This is a genomic window from Streptomyces sp. NPDC043853 (assembly GCF_056436025.1).
The window spans coordinates 301,907-320,253 of sequence record NZ_JBWKDJ010000003.1; the positions used below are offsets into that span (position 1 = coordinate 301,907).

The 18,347-nt window shown below is 70.7% G+C and carries 18 protein-coding genes, 1 tRNA gene and 1 pseudogene; 11 read left to right on the forward strand and 9 right to left on the reverse strand.

Annotation, left to right across the window (positions count from 1 at the left end; translation table 11 throughout):
• Nucleotides 1-92: 92 nt before the first annotated feature.
• Complete coding sequence (locus tag AC067U_RS10125) at nt 93-1,577, reverse strand: MFS transporter (protein WP_478829177.1); 1,485 nt, start codon at nt 1,575-1,577, stop codon at nt 93-95.
• 106 nt (nt 1,578-1,683) lie between these two features.
• Between AC067U_RS10125 and AC067U_RS10130 the strand changes: the two genes are divergently transcribed.
• Both AC067U_RS10130 and AC067U_RS10135 read left to right on the forward strand, forming a co-directional pair.
• Entirely contained in the window at nt 1,684-2,163 is a 480-nt protein-coding gene (locus tag AC067U_RS10130) for a MarR family winged helix-turn-helix transcriptional regulator (RefSeq protein ID WP_478829178.1), read from the forward strand.
• Nucleotides 2,164-2,273: 110 nt separating this feature from the next.
• Nucleotides 2,274-2,582, forward strand: a complete 309-nt coding sequence (locus AC067U_RS10135) for a hypothetical protein (RefSeq protein ID WP_478829179.1) — start codon at nt 2,274-2,276, stop codon at nt 2,580-2,582.
• A 72-nt stretch (nt 2,583-2,654) separates the two neighbouring features.
• Here the strand turns inward: AC067U_RS10135 and AC067U_RS10140 are convergent, their stop codons facing one another.
• The gene (locus tag AC067U_RS10140) at nt 2,655-3,350 is read right to left on the reverse strand and encodes a DUF5324 family protein (RefSeq protein WP_478829180.1); all 696 of its coding nucleotides are present in this window, start codon (nt 3,348-3,350) and stop codon (nt 2,655-2,657) included.
• 185 nt (nt 3,351-3,535) lie between these two features.
• Between AC067U_RS10140 and AC067U_RS10145 the strand changes: the two genes are divergently transcribed.
• Both AC067U_RS10145 and AC067U_RS10150 read left to right on the forward strand, forming a co-directional pair.
• On the forward strand, nt 3,536-4,063 hold the full coding sequence (locus AC067U_RS10145; RefSeq protein ID WP_478829181.1) for a peptidylprolyl isomerase: 528 nt from the start codon (nt 3,536-3,538) through the stop codon (nt 4,061-4,063).
• 201 nt (nt 4,064-4,264) lie between these two features.
• Nucleotides 4,265-5,119 (forward strand): rhomboid family intramembrane serine protease, encoded by an 855-nt coding sequence (locus AC067U_RS10150; protein WP_478829182.1) that lies wholly within the window; start codon nt 4,265-4,267, stop codon nt 5,117-5,119.
• Between the two features lie 238 nt (nt 5,120-5,357).
• Here AC067U_RS10150 and crgA read toward each other — a convergent pair whose 3' ends face one another.
• Complete coding sequence (gene crgA, locus AC067U_RS10155; RefSeq protein ID WP_478829183.1) at nt 5,358-5,615, reverse strand: cell division protein CrgA; 258 nt, start codon at nt 5,613-5,615, stop codon at nt 5,358-5,360.
• A 93-nt stretch (nt 5,616-5,708) separates the two neighbouring features.
• On the opposite strand from crgA, the gene AC067U_RS10160 reads away from it, so the two are divergent.
• From AC067U_RS10160 to AC067U_RS10185, 6 genes and pseudogenes are all read left to right on the forward strand, one after another.
• Nucleotides 5,709-6,485, forward strand: coding sequence for a DUF881 domain-containing protein (locus tag AC067U_RS10160; protein ID WP_478829184.1), 777 nt, complete (start codon nt 5,709-5,711; stop codon nt 6,483-6,485).
• On the forward strand, nt 6,454-7,257 hold the full coding sequence (locus tag AC067U_RS10165) for a class E sortase (RefSeq protein ID WP_478829185.1): 804 nt from the start codon (nt 6,454-6,456) through the stop codon (nt 7,255-7,257). The genes AC067U_RS10160 and AC067U_RS10165 overlap by 32 nt, the downstream gene beginning before the upstream one ends.
• Before the next feature lie 48 nt (nt 7,258-7,305).
• Complete coding sequence (locus AC067U_RS10170) at nt 7,306-7,482, forward strand: hypothetical protein (RefSeq protein WP_478829186.1); 177 nt, start codon at nt 7,306-7,308, stop codon at nt 7,480-7,482.
• Nucleotides 7,479-8,117, forward strand: a complete 639-nt coding sequence (locus tag AC067U_RS10175) for an aminodeoxychorismate/anthranilate synthase component II (RefSeq protein WP_478829187.1) — start codon at nt 7,479-7,481, stop codon at nt 8,115-8,117. Before AC067U_RS10170 ends, AC067U_RS10175 begins: the two co-directional genes overlap by 4 nt.
• Nucleotides 8,096-8,890: pseudogene (locus AC067U_RS10180) on the forward strand (class E sortase); the annotation flags it as partial. The gene AC067U_RS10175 and the pseudogene AC067U_RS10180, both read left to right, overlap by 22 nt.
• 31 nt (nt 8,891-8,921) lie before the next feature.
• Nucleotides 8,922-9,665 carry a class E sortase gene (locus AC067U_RS10185; protein ID WP_478829188.1) on the forward strand — a complete coding sequence of 248 codons (744 nt, stop codon included), beginning with the start codon at nt 8,922-8,924 and terminating at the stop codon, nt 9,663-9,665.
• Between the two features lie 85 nt (nt 9,666-9,750).
• Here AC067U_RS10185 and pknB read toward each other — a convergent pair whose 3' ends face one another.
• The 6 genes from pknB to AC067U_RS10215 form a co-directional block, all read right to left on the reverse strand.
• A complete protein-coding gene (gene pknB, locus AC067U_RS10190; protein WP_478829189.1) occupies nt 9,751-11,772 on the reverse strand; it encodes a Stk1 family PASTA domain-containing Ser/Thr kinase in 2,022 nt (673 codons plus the stop codon).
• Between the two features lie 144 nt (nt 11,773-11,916).
• Nucleotides 11,917-13,377, reverse strand: coding sequence for a peptidoglycan D,D-transpeptidase FtsI family protein (locus AC067U_RS10195; protein WP_478829190.1), 1,461 nt, complete (start codon nt 13,375-13,377; stop codon nt 11,917-11,919).
• A complete protein-coding gene (locus tag AC067U_RS10200) occupies nt 13,374-14,798 on the reverse strand; it encodes an FtsW/RodA/SpoVE family cell cycle protein (RefSeq protein ID WP_478829191.1) in 1,425 nt (474 codons plus the stop codon). Before AC067U_RS10200 ends, AC067U_RS10195 begins: the two co-directional genes overlap by 4 nt.
• Before the next feature lie 45 nt (nt 14,799-14,843).
• Nucleotides 14,844-16,313, reverse strand: a complete 1,470-nt coding sequence (locus AC067U_RS10205) for a PP2C family protein-serine/threonine phosphatase (RefSeq protein WP_478829192.1) — start codon at nt 16,311-16,313, stop codon at nt 14,844-14,846.
• A gap of 141 nt (nt 16,314-16,454) precedes the next feature.
• Nucleotides 16,455-16,961: an FHA domain-containing protein FhaB/FipA gene (locus AC067U_RS10210; protein ID WP_478829193.1), complete on the reverse strand. Its 507-nt coding sequence runs from the start codon at nt 16,959-16,961 to the stop codon at nt 16,455-16,457.
• Nucleotides 16,962-16,971: 10 nt separating this feature from the next.
• Nucleotides 16,972-17,784, reverse strand: a complete 813-nt coding sequence (locus tag AC067U_RS10215) for an FhaA domain-containing protein (protein WP_478829194.1) — start codon at nt 17,782-17,784, stop codon at nt 16,972-16,974.
• Nucleotides 17,785-18,231: 447 nt separating this feature from the next.
• On the opposite strand from AC067U_RS10215, the gene AC067U_RS10220 reads away from it, so the two are divergent.
• A tRNA-Leu gene (locus AC067U_RS10220) sits at nt 18,232-18,314 on the forward strand.
• The last annotated feature ends 33 nt before the right edge of the window (nt 18,315-18,347 follow it).

Consider the following 18,347-nt stretch of genomic DNA (forward strand, 5'->3'; position numbering starts at 1 on the left):
CGCCGGGACGTTGCCGAGCGGCCGGATCCGGCCGAAAAGGATCGGTGGATCGGGGTCCTGTCCGCCGCCCGGCCGGTCGGTCCCGGGTCCGGTCAGCCGCTCTTGCGGCGGGCGCCCCGGAGGGTGACCGCGGCCACCGCCAAGGCCAGGAGCAGCAGTCCAGCGCCCACTCCGAAGGCCAGCCGGTAGCCGCCGGTCAGGGCTTCCGCCCCGGTCCGGCCCGCCGCGGCCAGGGCCTCCGTACGGGAGGCGGCCAGGGTGGACAGCACCGCGACCCCCAGGGCCATGCCGATCTGCTGCGTGGTGTTGAACAGCCCCGAGGCCAGGCCCGCGTCCGCCTCGCCGGCGTCGGACATGCCCAGGGCGGTGAGGGCCGGCAGGGCCAGGCCGAACCCGGCCGCCAGCAGCATCACCGGCAGCAGGTCCCGTACGTAGTCGGCCTGGACGGGCAGCCGGGTCAGCCAGCCGAGGGCGGCGACCAGCAGGGCCAGTCCCGCTGCCAGGACGGCGCGCTCCCCGAAGCGGTCCGCCAGCCGGGCCGAGGCGCCCAGCGAGACCGCCCCGATCACCACCGCCGCCGGAAGCATCGCCAGACCGGTCTCGGCGGCGCCGTAGCCGAGCACCTTCTGCAGGTAGAGGGCGACCAGGATCTGGAAGGCGAACAGGGCGGCGACCATCAGCATCTGGACCAGCTTGGCGCCGGTCACGGTGGCGGACCGGAAGATCCGCAGGGGCACCAGCGGGTTCCCGGCCCGGGACTGCCGCAGGACGAAGCCGGCCAGCAGGGCCGCGGCGAGCGCGCCGAGGCCGAGGGTCCGGGCCGAGGTCCAGCCGTACCGCTCCACCCCGACCACGGTGAAGATGCCGAGCATCAGACCGGCGGTGACCAGTACGGCGCCCAGGACGTCGGCACCGGCGCGCAGGCCCAGACCGCGGTCGGCGGGCAGTGCGGGCAGGGCGAGGAGCGCGGCCGCGAGTCCGATCGGCAGGTTGATGAAGAAGATCCAGTGCCAGTCGAGGGCATCGGTCAGCACCCCGCCCAGGACCTGCCCCAGGGAGGCGCCGGCCGCGCCCGTGAAGGAGAAGACGGCGATCGCCCTGGCCCGCTCACGGGCCTCGGTGAACAGGGTGATCAGGATGCCGAGGCTGACCGCCGACGCCATCGCCGAGCCCACGCCCTGGAGGAAGCGGGCCGCGATCAGCAGCGCGGGGGAGGCGGCCAGACCGGCCAGCAGCGAGGCGCCCGAGAAGACGGCCGTGCCCGCCAGGAACATCCGCTTCCGGCCGATCAGGTCCCCGAGCCGTCCGGCCAGCAGCAGCAGGCTGCCGAAGGCGATCAGGTAGGCGTTGACCACCCAGCTCAGTGAGGCGGGGGAGAAGCGCAGGTCGTTCTGGATGGCGGGCATCGCCACCGTGACGATGCTGCCGTCCAGGACGGTCATCAGCATGCCGGTGGAGAGCACGCCCAGGGCCGTCCAGCGCGAGCGCAGCCGGTGGCGGAGCGGGCCGGTGGAGGCGCCGGGTACGGAGGCGCCGGCGGCGGAGGCGCCGGGGGCGGAGGTGAGGGCAGCGGACATCGGTCTCTCCCAAGCGGTTCGGGCGTCGGTTTCGAGCGATGGCAGGACCGTAGCAGATAGTTTTGTTACAGACTATTTGTTTGGGGATGATTGCTAGGCTGGGTCCATGACCGCGATGGCACCCGCCCGGACCGAGCCCGACCTCTCCTTCCTGCTGGACCACACCAGTCATGTGCTCCGCACCCGGATGTCGGCAGCGCTGGCCGAGATCGGCCTCACCGCGCGCATGCACTGCGTCCTCGTCCACGCCCTGGAGGAGGAGCGCACCCAGATCCAGCTCGCCGAGATCGGCGACATGGACAAGACGACGATGGTCGTCACCGTGGACGCCCTGGAGAAGGCCGGTCTGGCCGAACGCCGGCCGTCCGCCAAGGACCGCCGCGCCCGCATCATCGCCGTCACCGAGAAGGGCGCAGGGATGGTCGCCGAGAGTCAGCGGATCGTCGACCGCGTCCACCAGGAGGCACTGGCCTCCCTCCCCGAGAGCGACCGGCGGGCCCTGCTGAACGGGCTGAAGCGACTGGTGGAGGGCGATCTGGCGATGCCCTCCGACAGCCCCCGGCCGGCCCGCCGCGCCCGCCAGTAGGACGCAGTCCCCGCCAGTAGGACGCAGTCAGGGGGCGGCATCGGCCACCTTGGCCGAAAGTGGGGGAAGGCGCACAGACCCGGGGGGCAACCAGCCGGAGGCGTACCACGATGGGAATCTTCGACTTCCTCAAGCACAAGAAGGGCGGGACGCCCGAGAAGGGCACCGGGCCCGACCGGCAGTCCGGCTCCGCCGGGCGGATGGCCGCTCAGTCCCGGCCGGCGATGCCGCACCCGGCACCGCCGACCACCCACACACCCCCCGAGGCGGCCAAGCGGTCCGCCCCGCCGCAGCACAACGTCCTGCGCGGGCCGATGCCCGAGAAGCCGGTCACCCCGCACGTACCGCCCGGCACCGCCAAGCGGTCCGCACCGGTCCCGCACAGCCATGAGGGCGCCGACCGGAAGCGGACCGGCTGAGACGCCGCCCCGGAGCCGCCGCACGCGAAGGGCCCGGATCCACCGGATCCGGGCCCTTCGGGCTGCCAGGCCCTACCGCTGCTCGTCGGCATCGGCCCCGCTGTCCGCCTCGGCCTCCTTCGCCTTCAGCTCGTCGTCGAGGTTCGGCGGCTCGGCGTCCCGCTCGGCCAGCTCGGTCGGCGCCGGGGGCTCCACCAGCCAGTCGGGGTTGGACTGCTTGTCCCACCACCGCCACGCGGCGTACGCGGCACCGACCACCAGGCCGGCCACCGCCACCCACTTCAGCGCATGGCCGCACTTGGCCCGCCGCTCGTGGCGGCGCACCAGCTTCTGCACCTCCCTGGCCGACACCTGACCGCGCAGGGCGGCGTACGCCGCGGTCGACCGGGAAGCCGCCTCCTCGGCGATCGGGCGGCTGACGGCCATCGCGTGCTCGAACTTGGGCGCCGTGTAGTCGGCGGCCTGCCGGGCCGCCTCGCGCGTCCTGTGGACGGCCAGGACCGCCGCCCGGTCCACGTTCGGCGGGACGTGCGCACGGGCCGCCTTCATCCGCGGGTGCAGGTGGCAGTCGTAGGCGGTACGGGCCTGGCGTGCCGCCTCCTGCGCCGCGTGGGACACCTTCGGGGTCAGCCGGTCATTCGCCTCCTGCGCGTAGTGCACCGCCGCGTCCCGGACGGTTTCCGCGTACGGCGCCACCGCGTCCGCGGCATAGCGCACGGCGTCCTTCGCACTCTCGGCTGCTGCGTGCGCGCTGTCCTTCGGGGTCACGGGATCCTCCTCCTCGGTGGCGGACACAGTTCACCTTTCCACCCTTTCCAGGATCATGCCTGCCATAACGGCTCGCGGCCTGCATGACAGGGCATACGGGTGGCCGATTCCGGCGATTTCTTGACCAAGCGGCACACCGTGCGAGGATCTGGAACCGACAGTGATGACTATGGGAAGGCAGATCCGTGGCCGAGAAGCTCTACGCCACCCTGAGGACCAACCACGGCGACATCGAGATCGAGCTGCTGCCGAACCACGCGCCGAAGACCGTCCGCAACTTCACCGAGCTGGCCACCGGTGAGCGCGAGTGGACCCACCCGGAGGACGGGCGGAAGACCACCGAGCGGCTCTACGACGGCACCGTCTTCCACCGGGTCATCAGCGGCTTCATGATCCAGGGCGGCGACCCGCTGGGGAACGGCACGGGCGGGCCCGGCTACCAGTTCCCGGACGAGTTCCACCCCGAGCTGGCCTTCACCGAGCCCTACCTGGTCGCCATGGCCAATGCCGGACCGGGCACCAACGGCTCCCAGTTCTTCATCACCGTCGCGCCGACCGCCTGGCTCACCCGCAAGCACACCATCTTCGGGAAGGTCACCGACAAGGCCAGCCAGACGGTGGTCGACGACATCGCCCGGGTCGACACCAACGCGCGCACCGAGCGCCCGCTGGCCGACGTGGTCCTGGAGTCCGTCGTCATCGAGAAGCGCTGACGCCACCACCGACCTGAAGCGCTGACGCGAACCGCTGACGCGAGCCGCCGACGCCAACCGCTGACGTGCCGGCGCTGACGTGAGGCATTGACGGAAGCGCCGCCGCGGGAACCAACGCGACCCGTCCGTCCGTACTCGATGTGTACCGGACCGGCGGGGCGCCGTCCCGCCCCGCCGCCGCGCAGCCGACCGAGGGAACCGATGGACACCTGTTACCGGCACCCGGACCGCGAGACCGGCATCAGCTGCACCCGCTGCGACCGGCCCATCTGCCCCGACTGCATGATCAGCGCCTCGGTCGGCTACCAGTGCCCCGAGTGCGTCCGCGGCGCGCCCGCCGCCGTGCCGCGCAACGTCGCGGGCGGCGCGCTCAGCGCCGGAGACCCGCACCTGGTCACCAAGGTCCTCATCGGGATCAACGTCGCCGTCTTCCTCGCGGTGCTCGCCAACCCCGCGCTCGCGGTCCAGCTGGGGCTGCTGGGCCGGTACGCCGAATACTGGGGCGGTCCGGTCGAAGGGGTCTCGTCAGGCCAGTACTACCGGCTGCTGACCTCGGTCTTCCTGCACCAGGAGTGGTGGCACATCGCGAGCAACATGCTCGGCCTGTGGGTGATCGGCGGCCCGCTGGAGGCGGCCCTCGGCCGGGCCCGCTACCTCACCGTGTACCTGTTGTCCGGCCTGGCCGGCAGCGCCCTGGTCTATCTGCTCACCCCGCCGAACCTGGCCACCCTGGGGGCGTCCGGCGCCATCTTCGGCCTGTTCGGGGCGACCGCCGTGCTGATGCGGCGGCTGAAGTACGACATGCGGCCGGTGGGCGTGATGCTCGTGCTGATGCTCGCCATGACCTTCATCCCGGAGGGCGTCTCCTGGCAGGCCCACATCGGCGGCCTGGCGGCCGGCGCCGTGATGGGGGCGGGAATGGTCCGGCCCGCCACCGCCGCGCCCAGCCCGGCGGCACGCCGGAACCGGGCCGCGGCCCAGTGGTCGGCCTGTGCGCTGGTCTTCGGCGCGTCCGCGGCGATGATCCTGCTGCGCACGGCGGAACTCACCCCGTGATCCACAGGCCCCGGCACCCCGCGTCATCCGGGTGATCGGCCGTACCAGGACCGATCCCGGACCGATCCCGGATCCCGATCCCCGGACCGGTCGGGGGACCGGTCCGGACTGATCACACCGGCGTCAATGCGGGGCCGCCCACTTACTTATCCACAGACCTTCGTATCTTTTCCTCAGGTGTGGATAGCGCTGTGGATAACTCAGGGGAGAACTTGCGCTGAGGCTCCCGGCGTGCTCGCTACTTCCACTGGGTGGAGACGCCGAAACCTGCTGCGATAAATCCGAAACCGACGACAATGTTCCAATTGCCGAGTGCCTCGATGGGCATCTGGGTATCGGTCACGTAGAAGACGACGATCCACGCGAGGCCGATCAGGAAGAGGGCCAGCATCACCGGGGCGACCCAGCTGCGGCTCGTCAGCTTGATGGCCTGTGCCTGCCTGGCGGCCGGCGGCGGCGTGTAGTCGTCCTTCTTGCGGGTGCGTGACTTCGGCACGAGGGGATCTCCTGTCGATGCGCTGGGGACTTTGCCTCCCCCGGGCGTCCGTTAGCGTAGTGGGTCTTCGGCGTGTTGAAGGAGAAGGGTACGTTGAGCGATTCCGACGACTCCTCCAAGGGTCCCCGGCGCCGGGCCGGAACGGTCCGGCTGCTGACCGCCGCCGTGTTCGCCCTGGCGGGGCTGATCTTCGTGACCAGCTTCAACACCTCCAAGGGTACGAACATCCGGACGGACGATTCCATGCGCAAGCTGTCCGACCTCATCCACGAGCGCAGCCGGGGCAACACCGAGCTGGAGGAAAGCACCGGAACCCTCCGCAAAGAGGTCGACGCCCTCGCCGAGCGCGACGACGGCAGCTCCGACGCCGAGGACGCCAGGCTCCGTACCCTGCAGGCCGCCGCCGGTACCGAGGAGGTCGCCGGCAAGGGCCTCACGGTCACCCTGAACGACGCCCCGCCCAACGCCAAGGCCCGCATCCCCAACGTCCCCGAGCCGCAGCCCAACGACCTGGTGATCCACCAGCAGGACGTGCAGGCCGTGGTGAACGCGCTGTGGCAGGGCGGGGCCAAGGGCATCCAGGTGATGGACCAGCGGCTGATCTCCACCAGCGCGGTGCGCTGCGTCGGCAACACCCTGATCCTCCAGGGCCGCGTCTACTCCCCGCCGTTCAAGGTGACCGCCGTCGGTGACCCGGCGGCGCTGCGCAGGTCCCTCACGGCCTCCCCGGCGATCCAGAACTACCAGCTGTACGTCAACGCCTACGGCCTGGGCTGGAAAGTCGACGAGCACAAGGCGCTGACACTGCCCGGCTACTCCGGCACAGTGGACCTCCACTATGCGAAGCCCGTGGAGACCGCGTCCCGTTGAGGTCGCCGACGGCCCTCCCGCCGGCACCGCTCCCGCCGGCACCGGGCGGCTCGTGCGGCTGGCCGTGCGGACCTTCAGCGAGGTCTGCCTGACCGTCGGCACGCTGATCGTGCTGTTCGTCGCCTACGTGCTGCTGTGGACCGGGGTGAAGGCCGACCGGGCCATGGACGGCCAGCGCGACCGGCTCAGGGACCGCTGGGCCGCGGCGGTCGCCGAGCCCGCGCCCGGGGCGCCACAGGCCCCTGGGGCGCCGCGGACGCCCCAGGGCTCCCGGACCTCCGCCCCGCCGCAGTACGCGCCCACGACCCCCGCCTACGCCCCGGGCGAGTCCTTCGCCGAGATGCGCATCCCCCGCTTCGGCCGCGACTGGGTCAAGCCGGTGCTGGAGGGCACCGGGGCCGAGCTCCTCAAGAAGGGGCTCGGCCACTACGCGCGCACCGCCGCACTCGGCGGCACCGGCAACTTCGCCGTGGCCGGGCACCGCCGCACCTACGGCGACCCCTTCAAGGACTTCCCCGAACTCCGCCCGGGGGACACCGTCCTCCTGGAAGACGGGAGGGCCCGGTACACCTACACGATCCGGAACAAGCCGTTCCGCACTCTTCCCGCGGACGTGGCGGTGGTGGACCCGGTGCCGAGGCGCTCGCCCTTCACCACCCCCGGCCGCTACCTCACCCTGACCACCTGCGACCCCGAGTGGGGACACAGCCACCGTCTCGTCGTGTGGGCCGAACTGACAGACACCGGACCGGTCGGGCGCCCCAGCCCGTAGTCTGGTCGGGAACAAGACACGGGGGGTACGGGAAGGACGACGGGCGGTATGTACGGCTGGATCTGGCGGCACCTGCCGGGCAACGCGTGGGTACGCGCGCTGATCTGCCTGGTGCTGGTGTTCGCCGTGGTGTTCGTGCTGTTCCAGTACGTCTTCCCGTGGGCGGAGCCACTGCTCCCGTTCAACGATGTGACCGTCGACGAGGGATCTGGAGCTAGCCGGTGAGCGCGCGCATTCTGGTTGTGGACAACTACGACAGCTTCGTCTTCAACCTCGTTCAGTACCTCTACCAGCTCGGCGCCGAGTGCGAAGTGCTCCGCAACGACGAGGTCGAGCTCTCGCACGCCCAGGACGGCTTCGACGGCGTGCTGCTCTCCCCCGGACCCGGCACCCCCGAGGAGGCCGGCGTCTGCGTGGACATGGTCCGCCACTGCGCCGCCACCGGCGTCCCGGTCTTCGGCGTCTGCCTGGGCATGCAGTCCATGGCCGTCGCGTACGGCGGCGTGGTCGGTCGCGCCCCCCAGCTGCTGCACGGCAAGACCTCTCCGGTGCTGCACGAGGGCGCCGGGGTGTTCGCCGGCCTCCCCTCCCCCTTCACCGCGACCCGGTACCACTCGCTGGCCGCCGAGCCCGGCACTGTCCCGGACGAGCTCCAGGTGACCGCCCGGACCGAGGACGGCATCATCATGGGCCTCCGGCACCGCGAGCACGAGGTGGAGGGCGTTCAGTTCCACCCCGAGTCGGTGCTCACCGAGTGGGGCCACCGGATGCTGGCCAACTGGCTGGTCCGGTGCGGTGACGCGGGTGCGGTGGAGCGCTCGGTGGGGCTGGCCCCGGTGGTGGGCAAGGCCGTCGCGTGACCTCGTACGCGCCGCCCGCTCCCACCGGGGGCCGGGCTGCGCGGCGCAGGGCCGCCCAGGAGGCGGCGAAGCGGGCCCGGCGGCGGCGCCGGGGCGGGCCCCTGGTGATCGCCAGCCGTGCCCTGGGCGAGCTGTTCATCACGGCCGGCGTGGTCATGCTGCTGTTCGTCACCTACCAGCTCTGGTACACCAACGTGATCGCCGAGCGGCAGGCCAGCGGGGCGGCCGGCTCCCTCCGGCAGGACTGGGACGCCGGGACCCCGGCCCCGGCGGTCACCGCGTTCTCGCCCGGCCAGGGCTTCGCCATCATGCACATCCCCAAGCTGGACGTGAAGGTCCCGGTGGCCGAGGGGACCAGCAAGGCCAAGGTCCTCGACCGGGGCATGGTCGGGCACTACGCCGAGGGCGCGCTCAAGTCGGCCATGCCCGCGGACAGGACGGGCAACTTCGCGGTGGCCGGCCACCGCAACACGCACGGCGAGCCGTTCCGGTACATCAACCGGCTGCGCCCCGGGGACCCGATCGTCGTCGAGACGCGGGACGCGTACTACACCTACGAGATGACCTCGGTCCTGCCGCAGACCCCGCCCTCCAACGTCTCGGTGATCAAGCCGGTTCCGGAGGGATCGGGCTTCACCGGGCCCGGCCGGTACATCACGCTCACCACCTGCACCCCGGAGTTCACCAGCACCTACCGCATGGTCGTATGGGGCAGGATGGTCGACGAACGCCCGCGGAGCCAGGGTGCTCCGCCCGCGCTCTCGGGCTCGTAGACGCTCGTAGACCAGACGTGAGGACCCCGCAGTGCCCCGTGCCGGCCATGCTGCTGCCCGTCCCCGCCGCCACCGGCTGGCGGCCTTCCTCAGCCTGCTGGGCGAGCTGCTGATCACCGCGGGGCTGGTGCTGGGCCTGTTCGTCGTCTACTCGCTGTGGTGGACCAATGTCCTGGCCGACAGGAACGCCCAGGCCAAGGCCGACGAGATCCGTGCCCGCTGGCGCACCTCCGGGCCCGCGCCGTCCTCCTCGCCGGCTCCCGGGGCCGGTCCGGGCGCCCTGGACACCGCCGGGGGCATCGGCTTCCTGCACGTCCCCGCGATGCGCAACGGCGAGGTGCTGGTCAAGCGCGGGACCTCGCCCGAGGTGCTGAACGACGGGGTGGCCGGCTACTACACCGACCCGGTCAAGTCGGCGCTGCCGTGGGAGGCTTCGGGCAACTTCTCGCTGGCGGCCCACCGCGACGGGCACGGCGCGAAGTTCCACAACATCCACAAGCTGGGGAAGGGCGACCCGATCGTCTTCGAGACCCGGGACACCTGGTACGTGTACAAGGTCTTCGCCGAGCTGCGGCAGACCTCCAAGTACAACGTGAACGTGCTCGCGCCGGTGCCGGGGGAAGCGGGCCGCGACCGGCCCGGCCGCTTCATCACGCTGACCACCTGCACGCCCGTCTACACCTCCAAGTACCGCTACATCGTGTGGGGCGAGCTGGTCCGCACGGAGAAGGTGGACGGGAAGCGCACACCGCCCGCCGAACTGCGCCGGGGCTGAGCACCGCCGCACACACGCCGGAAGGCCGGGCCCTCCAGGGGGCCCGGCCTTCCGGCGTCACTGCTCTGCGGTCCTGCCGCTGCGGCTAGTTGCTCCGGCCGAAGTCGAAGAACCCGCCGTTGCGGTTGTCGTTGTTGCCGCCGTCCCCGGCCTGCGTGAACAGGGTGATCGGGGTGTTGGGCGCGACCTGCTGGCCGGCGGTCGGCAGGGAGCCCCTGACCCGGGCGTTGTCGTCGGCCGGTCCGCTCACCGGGCCGAGCTGCAGCCCGCTCGCGGCGAGCATCGCCTTCGCCTCGCCCAGGGTCCGGTTGGTCATGTCCGGCACCGGGACCTGCGTCGGGGCCGCCGCCTTGGCGATCTCCACGTTGATCACGGTGTTCACCTCGACCTCGGTGTTCGGCGGCTGGCTCTGGCCGACGATGGTCTTCGGCGTCGCGGGGGATTCGACCTCCGTGGTGCTGCCCAGCTTGAGCTTGGCCTCCTGGAGCGCCTTCTTGGCCTCGGACGCCGTCTTGCCCGTGAGGTCGGGGACGGTCGCCTTCGACTGCTCCTTGGCCACGGTGAGCGTGATCACGGTGTTCTTCTCGGCGGTACCGCCCTGCGGACTCTGCTTGAGGACGATGCCCGGCGTGCGCTCGGACTCCTCGCTCTTCCGGTCGACCTGGAAGCCCTTGTCCCGCAGCGTCTTCTCGGCCTCGGCGAACTGCAGGTTCACCACGTCCGGGACCTGGACCTTCGGCGCGCCCGTGGACACCTTGACCTTGATCTCGCCGCCGTCGTCGAGCCGGCCGCCCGCCTCCGGGGTCTGCGAGCAGATCATGCCCTTGGGCTGGGTGTCACAAGGCTCCTCGGCCTCCTTGACCACCTTGAGCCCGACGTTGGCGGCGTTCCGCGAGGCGTTCTCGAAGGACTCGCCCACCAGCTTGGGCACCTGCGGGCGGTTGTCCGCGGTGTTGCTGAACAGCGAGCGGCCGATCAGTATCGCGCCGACGAGGACCAGCAGACCGGCGGCGACCAGCAGGACCGTCGAGGCCCGGTTCTTCTTCTGGCCACCGCGGCGCCGTGAGCCGCCCTGCTCGTAGCCCTGGTCGGGGTAGTACCCGCCCTCGCCGCCGGGCGGCATGGGCGGCATCATCGAGGTCTGGCCGGGCTCGGCGGTCCGCAGCGCGGTGGTGGGCGCGTCGTAGCCCTGGTTGTGGCCGTAACCGCCGTTCGGGTCCGGGTAGCCGTAGCCCGCCGCGCCCATGGCAGCGGCGGCGGCCACGGGCTGGCCGTCGAGGCAGGCCTCGATGTCGGCCCGCATCTCGTCGGCGCTCTGGTAGCGGAAGTCGGGGTCCTTGACCAGCGCCTTCAGGACGATCGCGTCCATTTCGGGCGTGATCTCGGCATCGAAGTTCGACGGGGGCTGGGGCTCTTCCCGTACGTGCTGGTACGCGACGGCCACCGGGGAGTCGCCGACGAACGGCGGCCGCACCGTCAGCAGCTCGTACAGCAGGCAGCCGGTGGAGTACAGGTCGGACCGTGCGTCCACCTGCTCGCCCTTGGCCTGCTCGGGCGAGAGGTACTGCGCGGTGCCGATCACCGCGGCGGTCTGGGTCATGGTCATACCGGAGTCGCCCATGGCGCGGGCGATGCCGAAGTCCATCACCTTGACCTGGCCGGTGCGGGTGAGCATGACGTTCGCGGGCTTGATGTCGCGGTGCACGATGCCGGCGCGGTGCGAGTACTCCAGGGCCTGGAGGATGCCGATGCACATCTCCAGGGTGCGCTCGGGCAGCAGCTTGCGGCCGGAGTGCAGGAGCTCGCGCAGGGTGGAACCGTCGACGTACTCCATCACGATGTACGGGATGGAGATGTTGTCGACGTAGTCCTCGCCGGTGTCGTAGACGGCGACGATCGCGGGGTGGTTGAGAGAGGCGGCCGACTGGGCCTCGCGGCGGAACCGGGCCTGGAAGGACGGGTCGCGTGCGAGGTCGGCGCGCAGGGTCTTGACGGCGACGGTACGGCCGAGCCGGGTGTCGTGCGCGAGGTACACCTCGGCCATGCCACCGCGGCCGAGCACGTGGCTCAGCTCGTACCGGCCGCCGAGGCGACGCGGCTCTTCCATAACTTCCAGCCCTCTCCGTCAGTCCCGACCGCACCCGTTGGTGGTCCGGCGGTGTGCTGTTCGGGCAAAGGCTACCGGCCGATCGTGGGAGATCGGTTCGTGGCCACAGGCCGATACCGGACCGGTACCGACCGTGCCGGTCCGTCAGCCCTGGCCCTTGATGACCGCCTCCATGACCGCCTTCGCGACGGGGGCGGCCAGGCCGCCACCGCTGATGTCCTCACGGTCGGCCGAGCTGTCCTCGATCACCACGGCCACGGCGACCGGGGAACCCTGGTCGGTCTTGGCGTACGAGATGAACCAGGCGTACGGCTTCTTGGAGTTCTTCTCACCGTGCTGGGCGGTACCGGTCTTGCCGCCGACGGTGACGCCGTTGATCTTGGCCTTCTTGCCGCTGCCGTTCTCCACGACGTTGACCATCATCGCCTGGAGCTTCTGGGCGTTCTCGGCGGAGATCGGCCGCCCCATCTCGTCCGGCTTGTGCTTGTCGATGGTGTCCAGGTTCGGCGAGGTGAGCTGGTCCACCATGTACGGCTTCATCAGCTTGCCGTCGTTGGCGACGGCGGCCGCGACCATGGCCATCTGGAGCGGGGTGGCCGCCGTGTTGAACTGGCCGATCGAGCTCAGCGCGTTGCCGTCCTTGCTCATGGTCTTGTCGTAGACGCTGGCGAAGGCGCGGACCGGGGTGTCGATCTTGTCGTCGTTGAAGCCGAACTTCTCCGCGGTCTCCACCATCTTGTCGCGGGTGACCTTGTCGCCCATGTTGGCGAAGACGGAGTTGCAGGAGATCCGCATGGCCTCGTTGAGGGTGGCCTTCTCGCAGCCGCCGGAGTGGTTCTTCATCGGCGTGCGGGTGCCGGGCAGGATGTACGGCTCGGGGGTGTCCGTGGGGGCGTCGATGTCGGTGACCACGCCGTGCTCCAGCGCGGCAGCCGCGGTGACCACCTTGAAGGTGGAGCCGGGCGGGTAGGTCTCCCGCAGGGCCCGGTTGACCAGCTTCTTGTCCTCGCTGTCCTTGAGCTCGACCCAGGCCTTCTCGTCCTTCTTCGAGTTGCCGGCGAAGGTCGAGGGGTCGTACGAGGGAGTGGAGACCAGGGCGAGGATGGCGCCGGTGCGCGGGTCGATCGCCGCGACCGCGCCCTTGCGGTTGCCCAGCTTCTCGTAGCCGGCCTTCTGCGCGGCCGCGTTCAGCGTGGTGACCACGTTGCCGCCGGCCCGCTTCTCGCCGGTGAACATGCCGATGGTCCGGTCGAAGAAGAGCCGGTCGTCGTTGCCGGTGAGGATGCCGTCCTCCAGGGACTCCAGCTGGGTGGAGCCGAACGCCTGGGAGGCGTAGCCGGTGACCGGGGCCCACATCGGGCCGTCGACGTAGGTGCGCTTGTACTTGTAGTCGCTGCCGTCGGTGACGGTGGAGCCGGTGATCGGGGTGCCCTGGACGATGATGTTGCCGCGTTCCGTGGCGTACTGGGCGATCGAGACCCGGCGGTTCTCCTTGCGGGTCGACAGCTCCTCGGCCTTGACGTACTGGAGCCAGTTCGTGCGGACCAGCAGGGCGAGGATCAGCACTCCGCAGAAGATCGAGATGCGACGCAGGGGCTTGTTCATGACGGGCGGACCACCTGGGTCATCTCAGAGTCGGGGGACGGTGCGGGGGCCGGTGCGGGGCGGCGTGCGGTGTCGCTGATCCGGATGAGGATCCCGATGAGGGCCCAGTTCGCGAGGACGGAGGAACCGCCGGACGCGAGGAAGGGCATGGTCATGCCGGTGAGGGGGATGAGGCCCATCACACCACCGGCGACGACGAAGATCTGCAGGGCGAAGGCCCCGGAGAGACCGATGGCGAACAGCTTGCCGAAGGGGTCCCGGGCGGCCAGCGCGGTGCGTACGCCGCGCTCGATGATCAGGCCGTAGAGCATGAGGAAGGCCATGACCCCGGCGAGTCCGAGCTCCTCGCCGACGGTGGAGAAGATGAAGTCGGAGTTGGCCGCGAAGCCGATCAGGTCGGAGTTGCCCTGGCCCCATCCGGCGCCGAGGACGCCACCGGAACCGAAGCTCATGATCGACTGGCCGACCTGCTCGCAGGCGCCGGACTTCGAGTAGCAGGCGAAGGGGTCGAGCCAGGCGTTCACGCGGTAGGCGACGTGGCTGGAGAAGGAGGCCACGACCACGGCGCCGCCCACCGACATCAGCAGGCCGATCACGACCCAGCTGGTCCGCTCGGTGGCCACGTACAGCATGATCACGAACATGCCGAAGAACAGCAGCGAGGTGCCGAGGTCGTTCTCGAAGATCAGGATGAGCAGGCTCATCGCCCAGATCGTCAGGATCGGACCGAGGTCGCGGCCGCGCGGCAGGTAGAGGCCCATGAAGCGGCGGGAGGCCAGGGCCAGTGCGTCGCGCTTGACCATGAGGTAGCCGGCGAAGAACACCGCGAGGACGATCTTCGCGAACTCGCCGGGCTGGATGGAGAAGCCGCCGACGCTGATCCAGATCTTGGCGCCGAAGACGTTGGCGCCCAGGCCCGGGATGATCGGGAGGATCAGCAGGACCAGGGAGGCGGCCATCGAGATGTACGTGAACCGCTGCAGCGTGCGGTGGTCCTTGAGGACCAGCAGCACGCCGGAGAACAGGGCGATGCCCAGCGCGGTGTAGAGCATCTGGTTCGGCGAGGACTCGGAGAACGAGCCGAAGGCGTTCTTCGCGAGGTTCTGCAGGCGCACCGACTGGTCCAGGCGCCAGATCAGCACCAGGCCGAGACCGTTGAGCAGGATCCCGAGGGGCAGCAGCAGGGGGTCGGCGTACTTGGCGAAGCGGCGCACGACGAGGTGGGCGATGCCGGCCACGGCGGCGAGGGCCAGGCCGTAGACGATCATGCCCGGGGGCAGCTCGCCGTCGATGGCCAGGCCCACGTTGGCGTAGGCGAAGATCGGGATGACCACGGCGAAGCCGAGCAGTACCAGCTCGGTGTTCCGTCTGCTGGGAAGCTCGATCGCTCCGATGGTGGTCGTGTTGGTGACAACGCTCATGGTGTGGCAGGCCCCCTGTGCCCGCGTGTGACTGCCGCCACTGCTCTACTGCTTTCCGCAGACGCTGACCAGCTGCTGTTCCTCGGGAGTGAGGGCGCTGTCGGCCGGCGGAGTCTGGTTGTTCGCCTGGGCGGTGCGCCGGATCTCGTCCTTCTTGCAGGCGTTGACCTGCAGCTGAAGTTCGTCGATCTTCTTCCGGGCGCCGTCGAGGCTGCCTTCGCCGATGGTGCCCTCCACCAGCTTCCGCTTGAACGGCGGCAGGTACTTCAGTTCGATCTCGGGGTGGTCGCTCTCCACCTTCGAAAGCTTGACCGGGCCGAGGGTCTGGCTGACCCCGCGGTAGAGCGCGACGTGCTCGTCCTTCACGCCGACGTAGTACTGGGTCTGCGTCCAGCGCCAGCCCGCGTACAGGCCGCCGCCGATCACCCCGAGCGCGAGCAGCAGGATCAGCGAGCGGCCGATCCAGCGCTTGCCCTTGCCCTTGCGCCGGCGGCGCGGGTGGTCGTACGAGTCCTCGTAGGCGCCGTCGTCGGCGTACCCGTCGGCTTCGCCGAAGCCGCCGCCGTAGCCGCCCGAGCCGTAGCCGTCCGGGGAGCCGTAGCCGGGGGCCTCGCCGCTGCCGGGCGGGCCGAAGGAGCCGGGGGCGGGCGGCGGGGCCTGGCGGCCCAGGCCCGAGGCCCGGCCGGCCGGGGTCTGCATGGCACCGCCGTCGAACAGCTGGTGCTGGTTCTCGGCGACCGCGCCGACGACCACGGGGGTGTCGTTCAGCTGGGCGGCGAGGGTGTCGCCGCTGTCGGTGTCGAGCACGTCGGCGACGATGCAGGTGATGTTGTCGGGTCCGCCGCCGCGCAGGGCGAGCTGGATGAGCGCCTGCACGGTCTCGTGCGGGCCGTGGTAGTCGGCGAGCGTCTCCTCCAGGGTCTGGTGGGAGACCACGCCGGAGAGGCCGTCGGAGCAGATCAGGTACCGGTCGCCGGCCCGGACCTCGCGGATGGAGAGGTCGGGCTCCACGGTGTCGCCGCTGCCCAGCGCCCGCATCAGCAGGGACCGCTGCGGGTGGGTGGTGGCCTCTTCCTCGGTGATCCGGCCCTCGTCGACCAGGCGCTGCACCCAGGTGTGGTCCTGGGTGATCTGCGTGAGGATCCCGTCGCGCAGCAGGTACGCGCGGGAGTCGCCGACGTGCACCAGGCCGAGCCGCTGGCCGGTCCACAGCAGGGCGGTCAGGGTCGTGCCCATGCCCTCCAGCTGCGGGTCCTCCTCGACCATCACGCGCAGCACGTCGTTGGCGCGCTGCACGGCGACGCCGAGCGAGGTGAGGATGTCGGAGCCGGGGACGTCGTCGTCGAGCTGGACGAGCGTGGAGATCACCTCGGAGGAGGCGACCTCTCCGGCGGCCTGGCCGCCCATGCCGTCGGCGATCGCGAGGAGCCTCGGGCCGGCGTAGCCGGAATCCTCGTTCCCCTCGCGGATCATGCCTTTGTGCGATCCGGCGGCGAACCGCAGGGACAGACTCATGCGCACCTCGCCCGTCGGGTACAACCGGTCTCGAGCCACACTGCCCACCCTCCGGTCGGGAGCGCGCGCGGGGCTGTGTTTCCCGGGTTCCCGGGGGTCTGGCCCGCTGCGGCTCGCTCGCTCCGCTCGCTCATTCTCGTACTACTTCCGCAGCTCGATGACGGTCTTGCCGATGCGGATCGGGGCGCCCGGCGGAATGGGCGTCGGGGCGGTGAGACGGGTCCGGTCGAGATACGTGCCGTTGGTGGACCCGAGATCCTCGACGATCCACTGGCCGTCACGGTCGGGGTAGATCCTGGCATGCCGGCTGGAGGCGTAGTCGTCGTCCAGCACGATCGTCGAATCGTGGGCGCGGCCAAGAGTGATCGTCTGGCCCTGCAGCGCGACCGTGGTGCCGGTGAGGGTGCCCTCGGAGACGACCAGCTTGGTCGGGGCGCCCCGGCGCTGCCGCTGCTGCGGGGGCGCGGCCGCCTGCCGGCCGCCGCCCTGCGCCGCCGGGGCACGGCTGTCACCGCCGCGCCGCGCGCCGCGCTGGGTCACACGCGTCCCGAACAGGTCGCTGCGAATGACCTGGACGGCCACGATGACGAACAGCCACAGAACGGCCAGGAAACCCAGCCGCATGACCGTAAGGGTCAGCTCTGACATTGCCCCCGCTTCACCCTTCGGTTTGCCGGTAAATGATGGTGGTGCTGCCCACGACGATCCGCGAGCCGTCGCGGAGCGTAGCGCGGGTGGTGTGCTGCCCGTCCACCACGATGCCGTTGGTGGACCCGAGATCCTGGATCGTCGAGGGCGTTCCGGTCCGGATCTCACAGTGCCGGCGCGAGACGCCGGGGTCGTCGATCCTTACGTCGGCCTCGGTGCTGCGACCGAGTACGAGGGTGGGGCGGGTGATCCCGTGGCGGGTGCCGTTGATCTCGATCCAGCGGCGGACGTCGCCGCCGCCGGGAACCGGGGCCGGGCCCGCGGGGCCGCCGGGGCGGCGCTGGGGGCCACCGGGCGGCGGGGCGCTGGGCATGGGCGGGGCGCCGGCCGGAGGATAGCCGTAGCCGCCCTGCTGCTGGTGCGGCTGCGGCTGCTGGGGCTGGGAGGTCGAGGAGGCCAGCGTGCGGCTGCGGACCCGGTAGAGGCCGGTGTCGAGGTCGTCGGCCTTCTCCAGGTGCACCTTGATGGGGCCCATGAAGGTGTAGCGCTGCTGCTTGGCGTAGTCGCGGACGAGGCCGGCGAGCTCGTCGCCGAGCTGGCCGGAGTACGGGCTCAGGCGTTCGTAGTCGCCCGCGGAGAGCTCGACGATGAAGTCGTTCGGGACGACGGTGCGCTCGCGGTTCCAGATCGTCGCGTTGTTGTCGCACTCGCGCTGGAGCGCGCCGGCGATCTCGACGGGCTGGACCTCGGACTTGAACACCTTGGCGAAGGTGCCGTTCACCAGACCTTCGAGTCGCTGCTCGAACCGCTTCAGGACTCCCATGGGGGCACCTCCTCCGTTCCTGTCGCCCTGTACTGAATGCTGAACTGCTTACTGATCGTATCCACGCGTGGGGGATTCGGCTGGTTCCCCTCCTGCCCCGCGGCGAGGAGTGTTGCTCCTCACTAGGGATCGTAGGGGCGGCCCAGGGCCAGTGTCCCGCACCGGGAGGGCAGTGCGGGAGGGGCTGTCCGAAGAGGGGGACGGGCGGGCCGGCCCGGAGACGGCGGGAGGCCTTCCGGAACGGGCCCCGGGGCGGGGGCGGGAGCGGGTGTGAGGGCGGGTGTGAGGGCGGGTGCGGGAACGGTGTGGGAACGGTGCCCGGGAGGTGCCGGAGGGTCGCCGGGGGGCCGCCGGGAAAGCGATTTCAATCCACCCTCTCTGACGTGCTAATGTTCCGATGTCGCCAGGGGAACGGCCCGAAAGGGAAGAACCACTGGGACGCTGCTCGGGCGAGTGGCGGAACGGCAGACGCGCTGGCTTCAGGTGCCAGTGTCCTTCGGGACGTGGGGGTTCAAATCCCCCCTCGCCCACAGAGAGAACCCCCGATCCGGAGAAATCCGGAT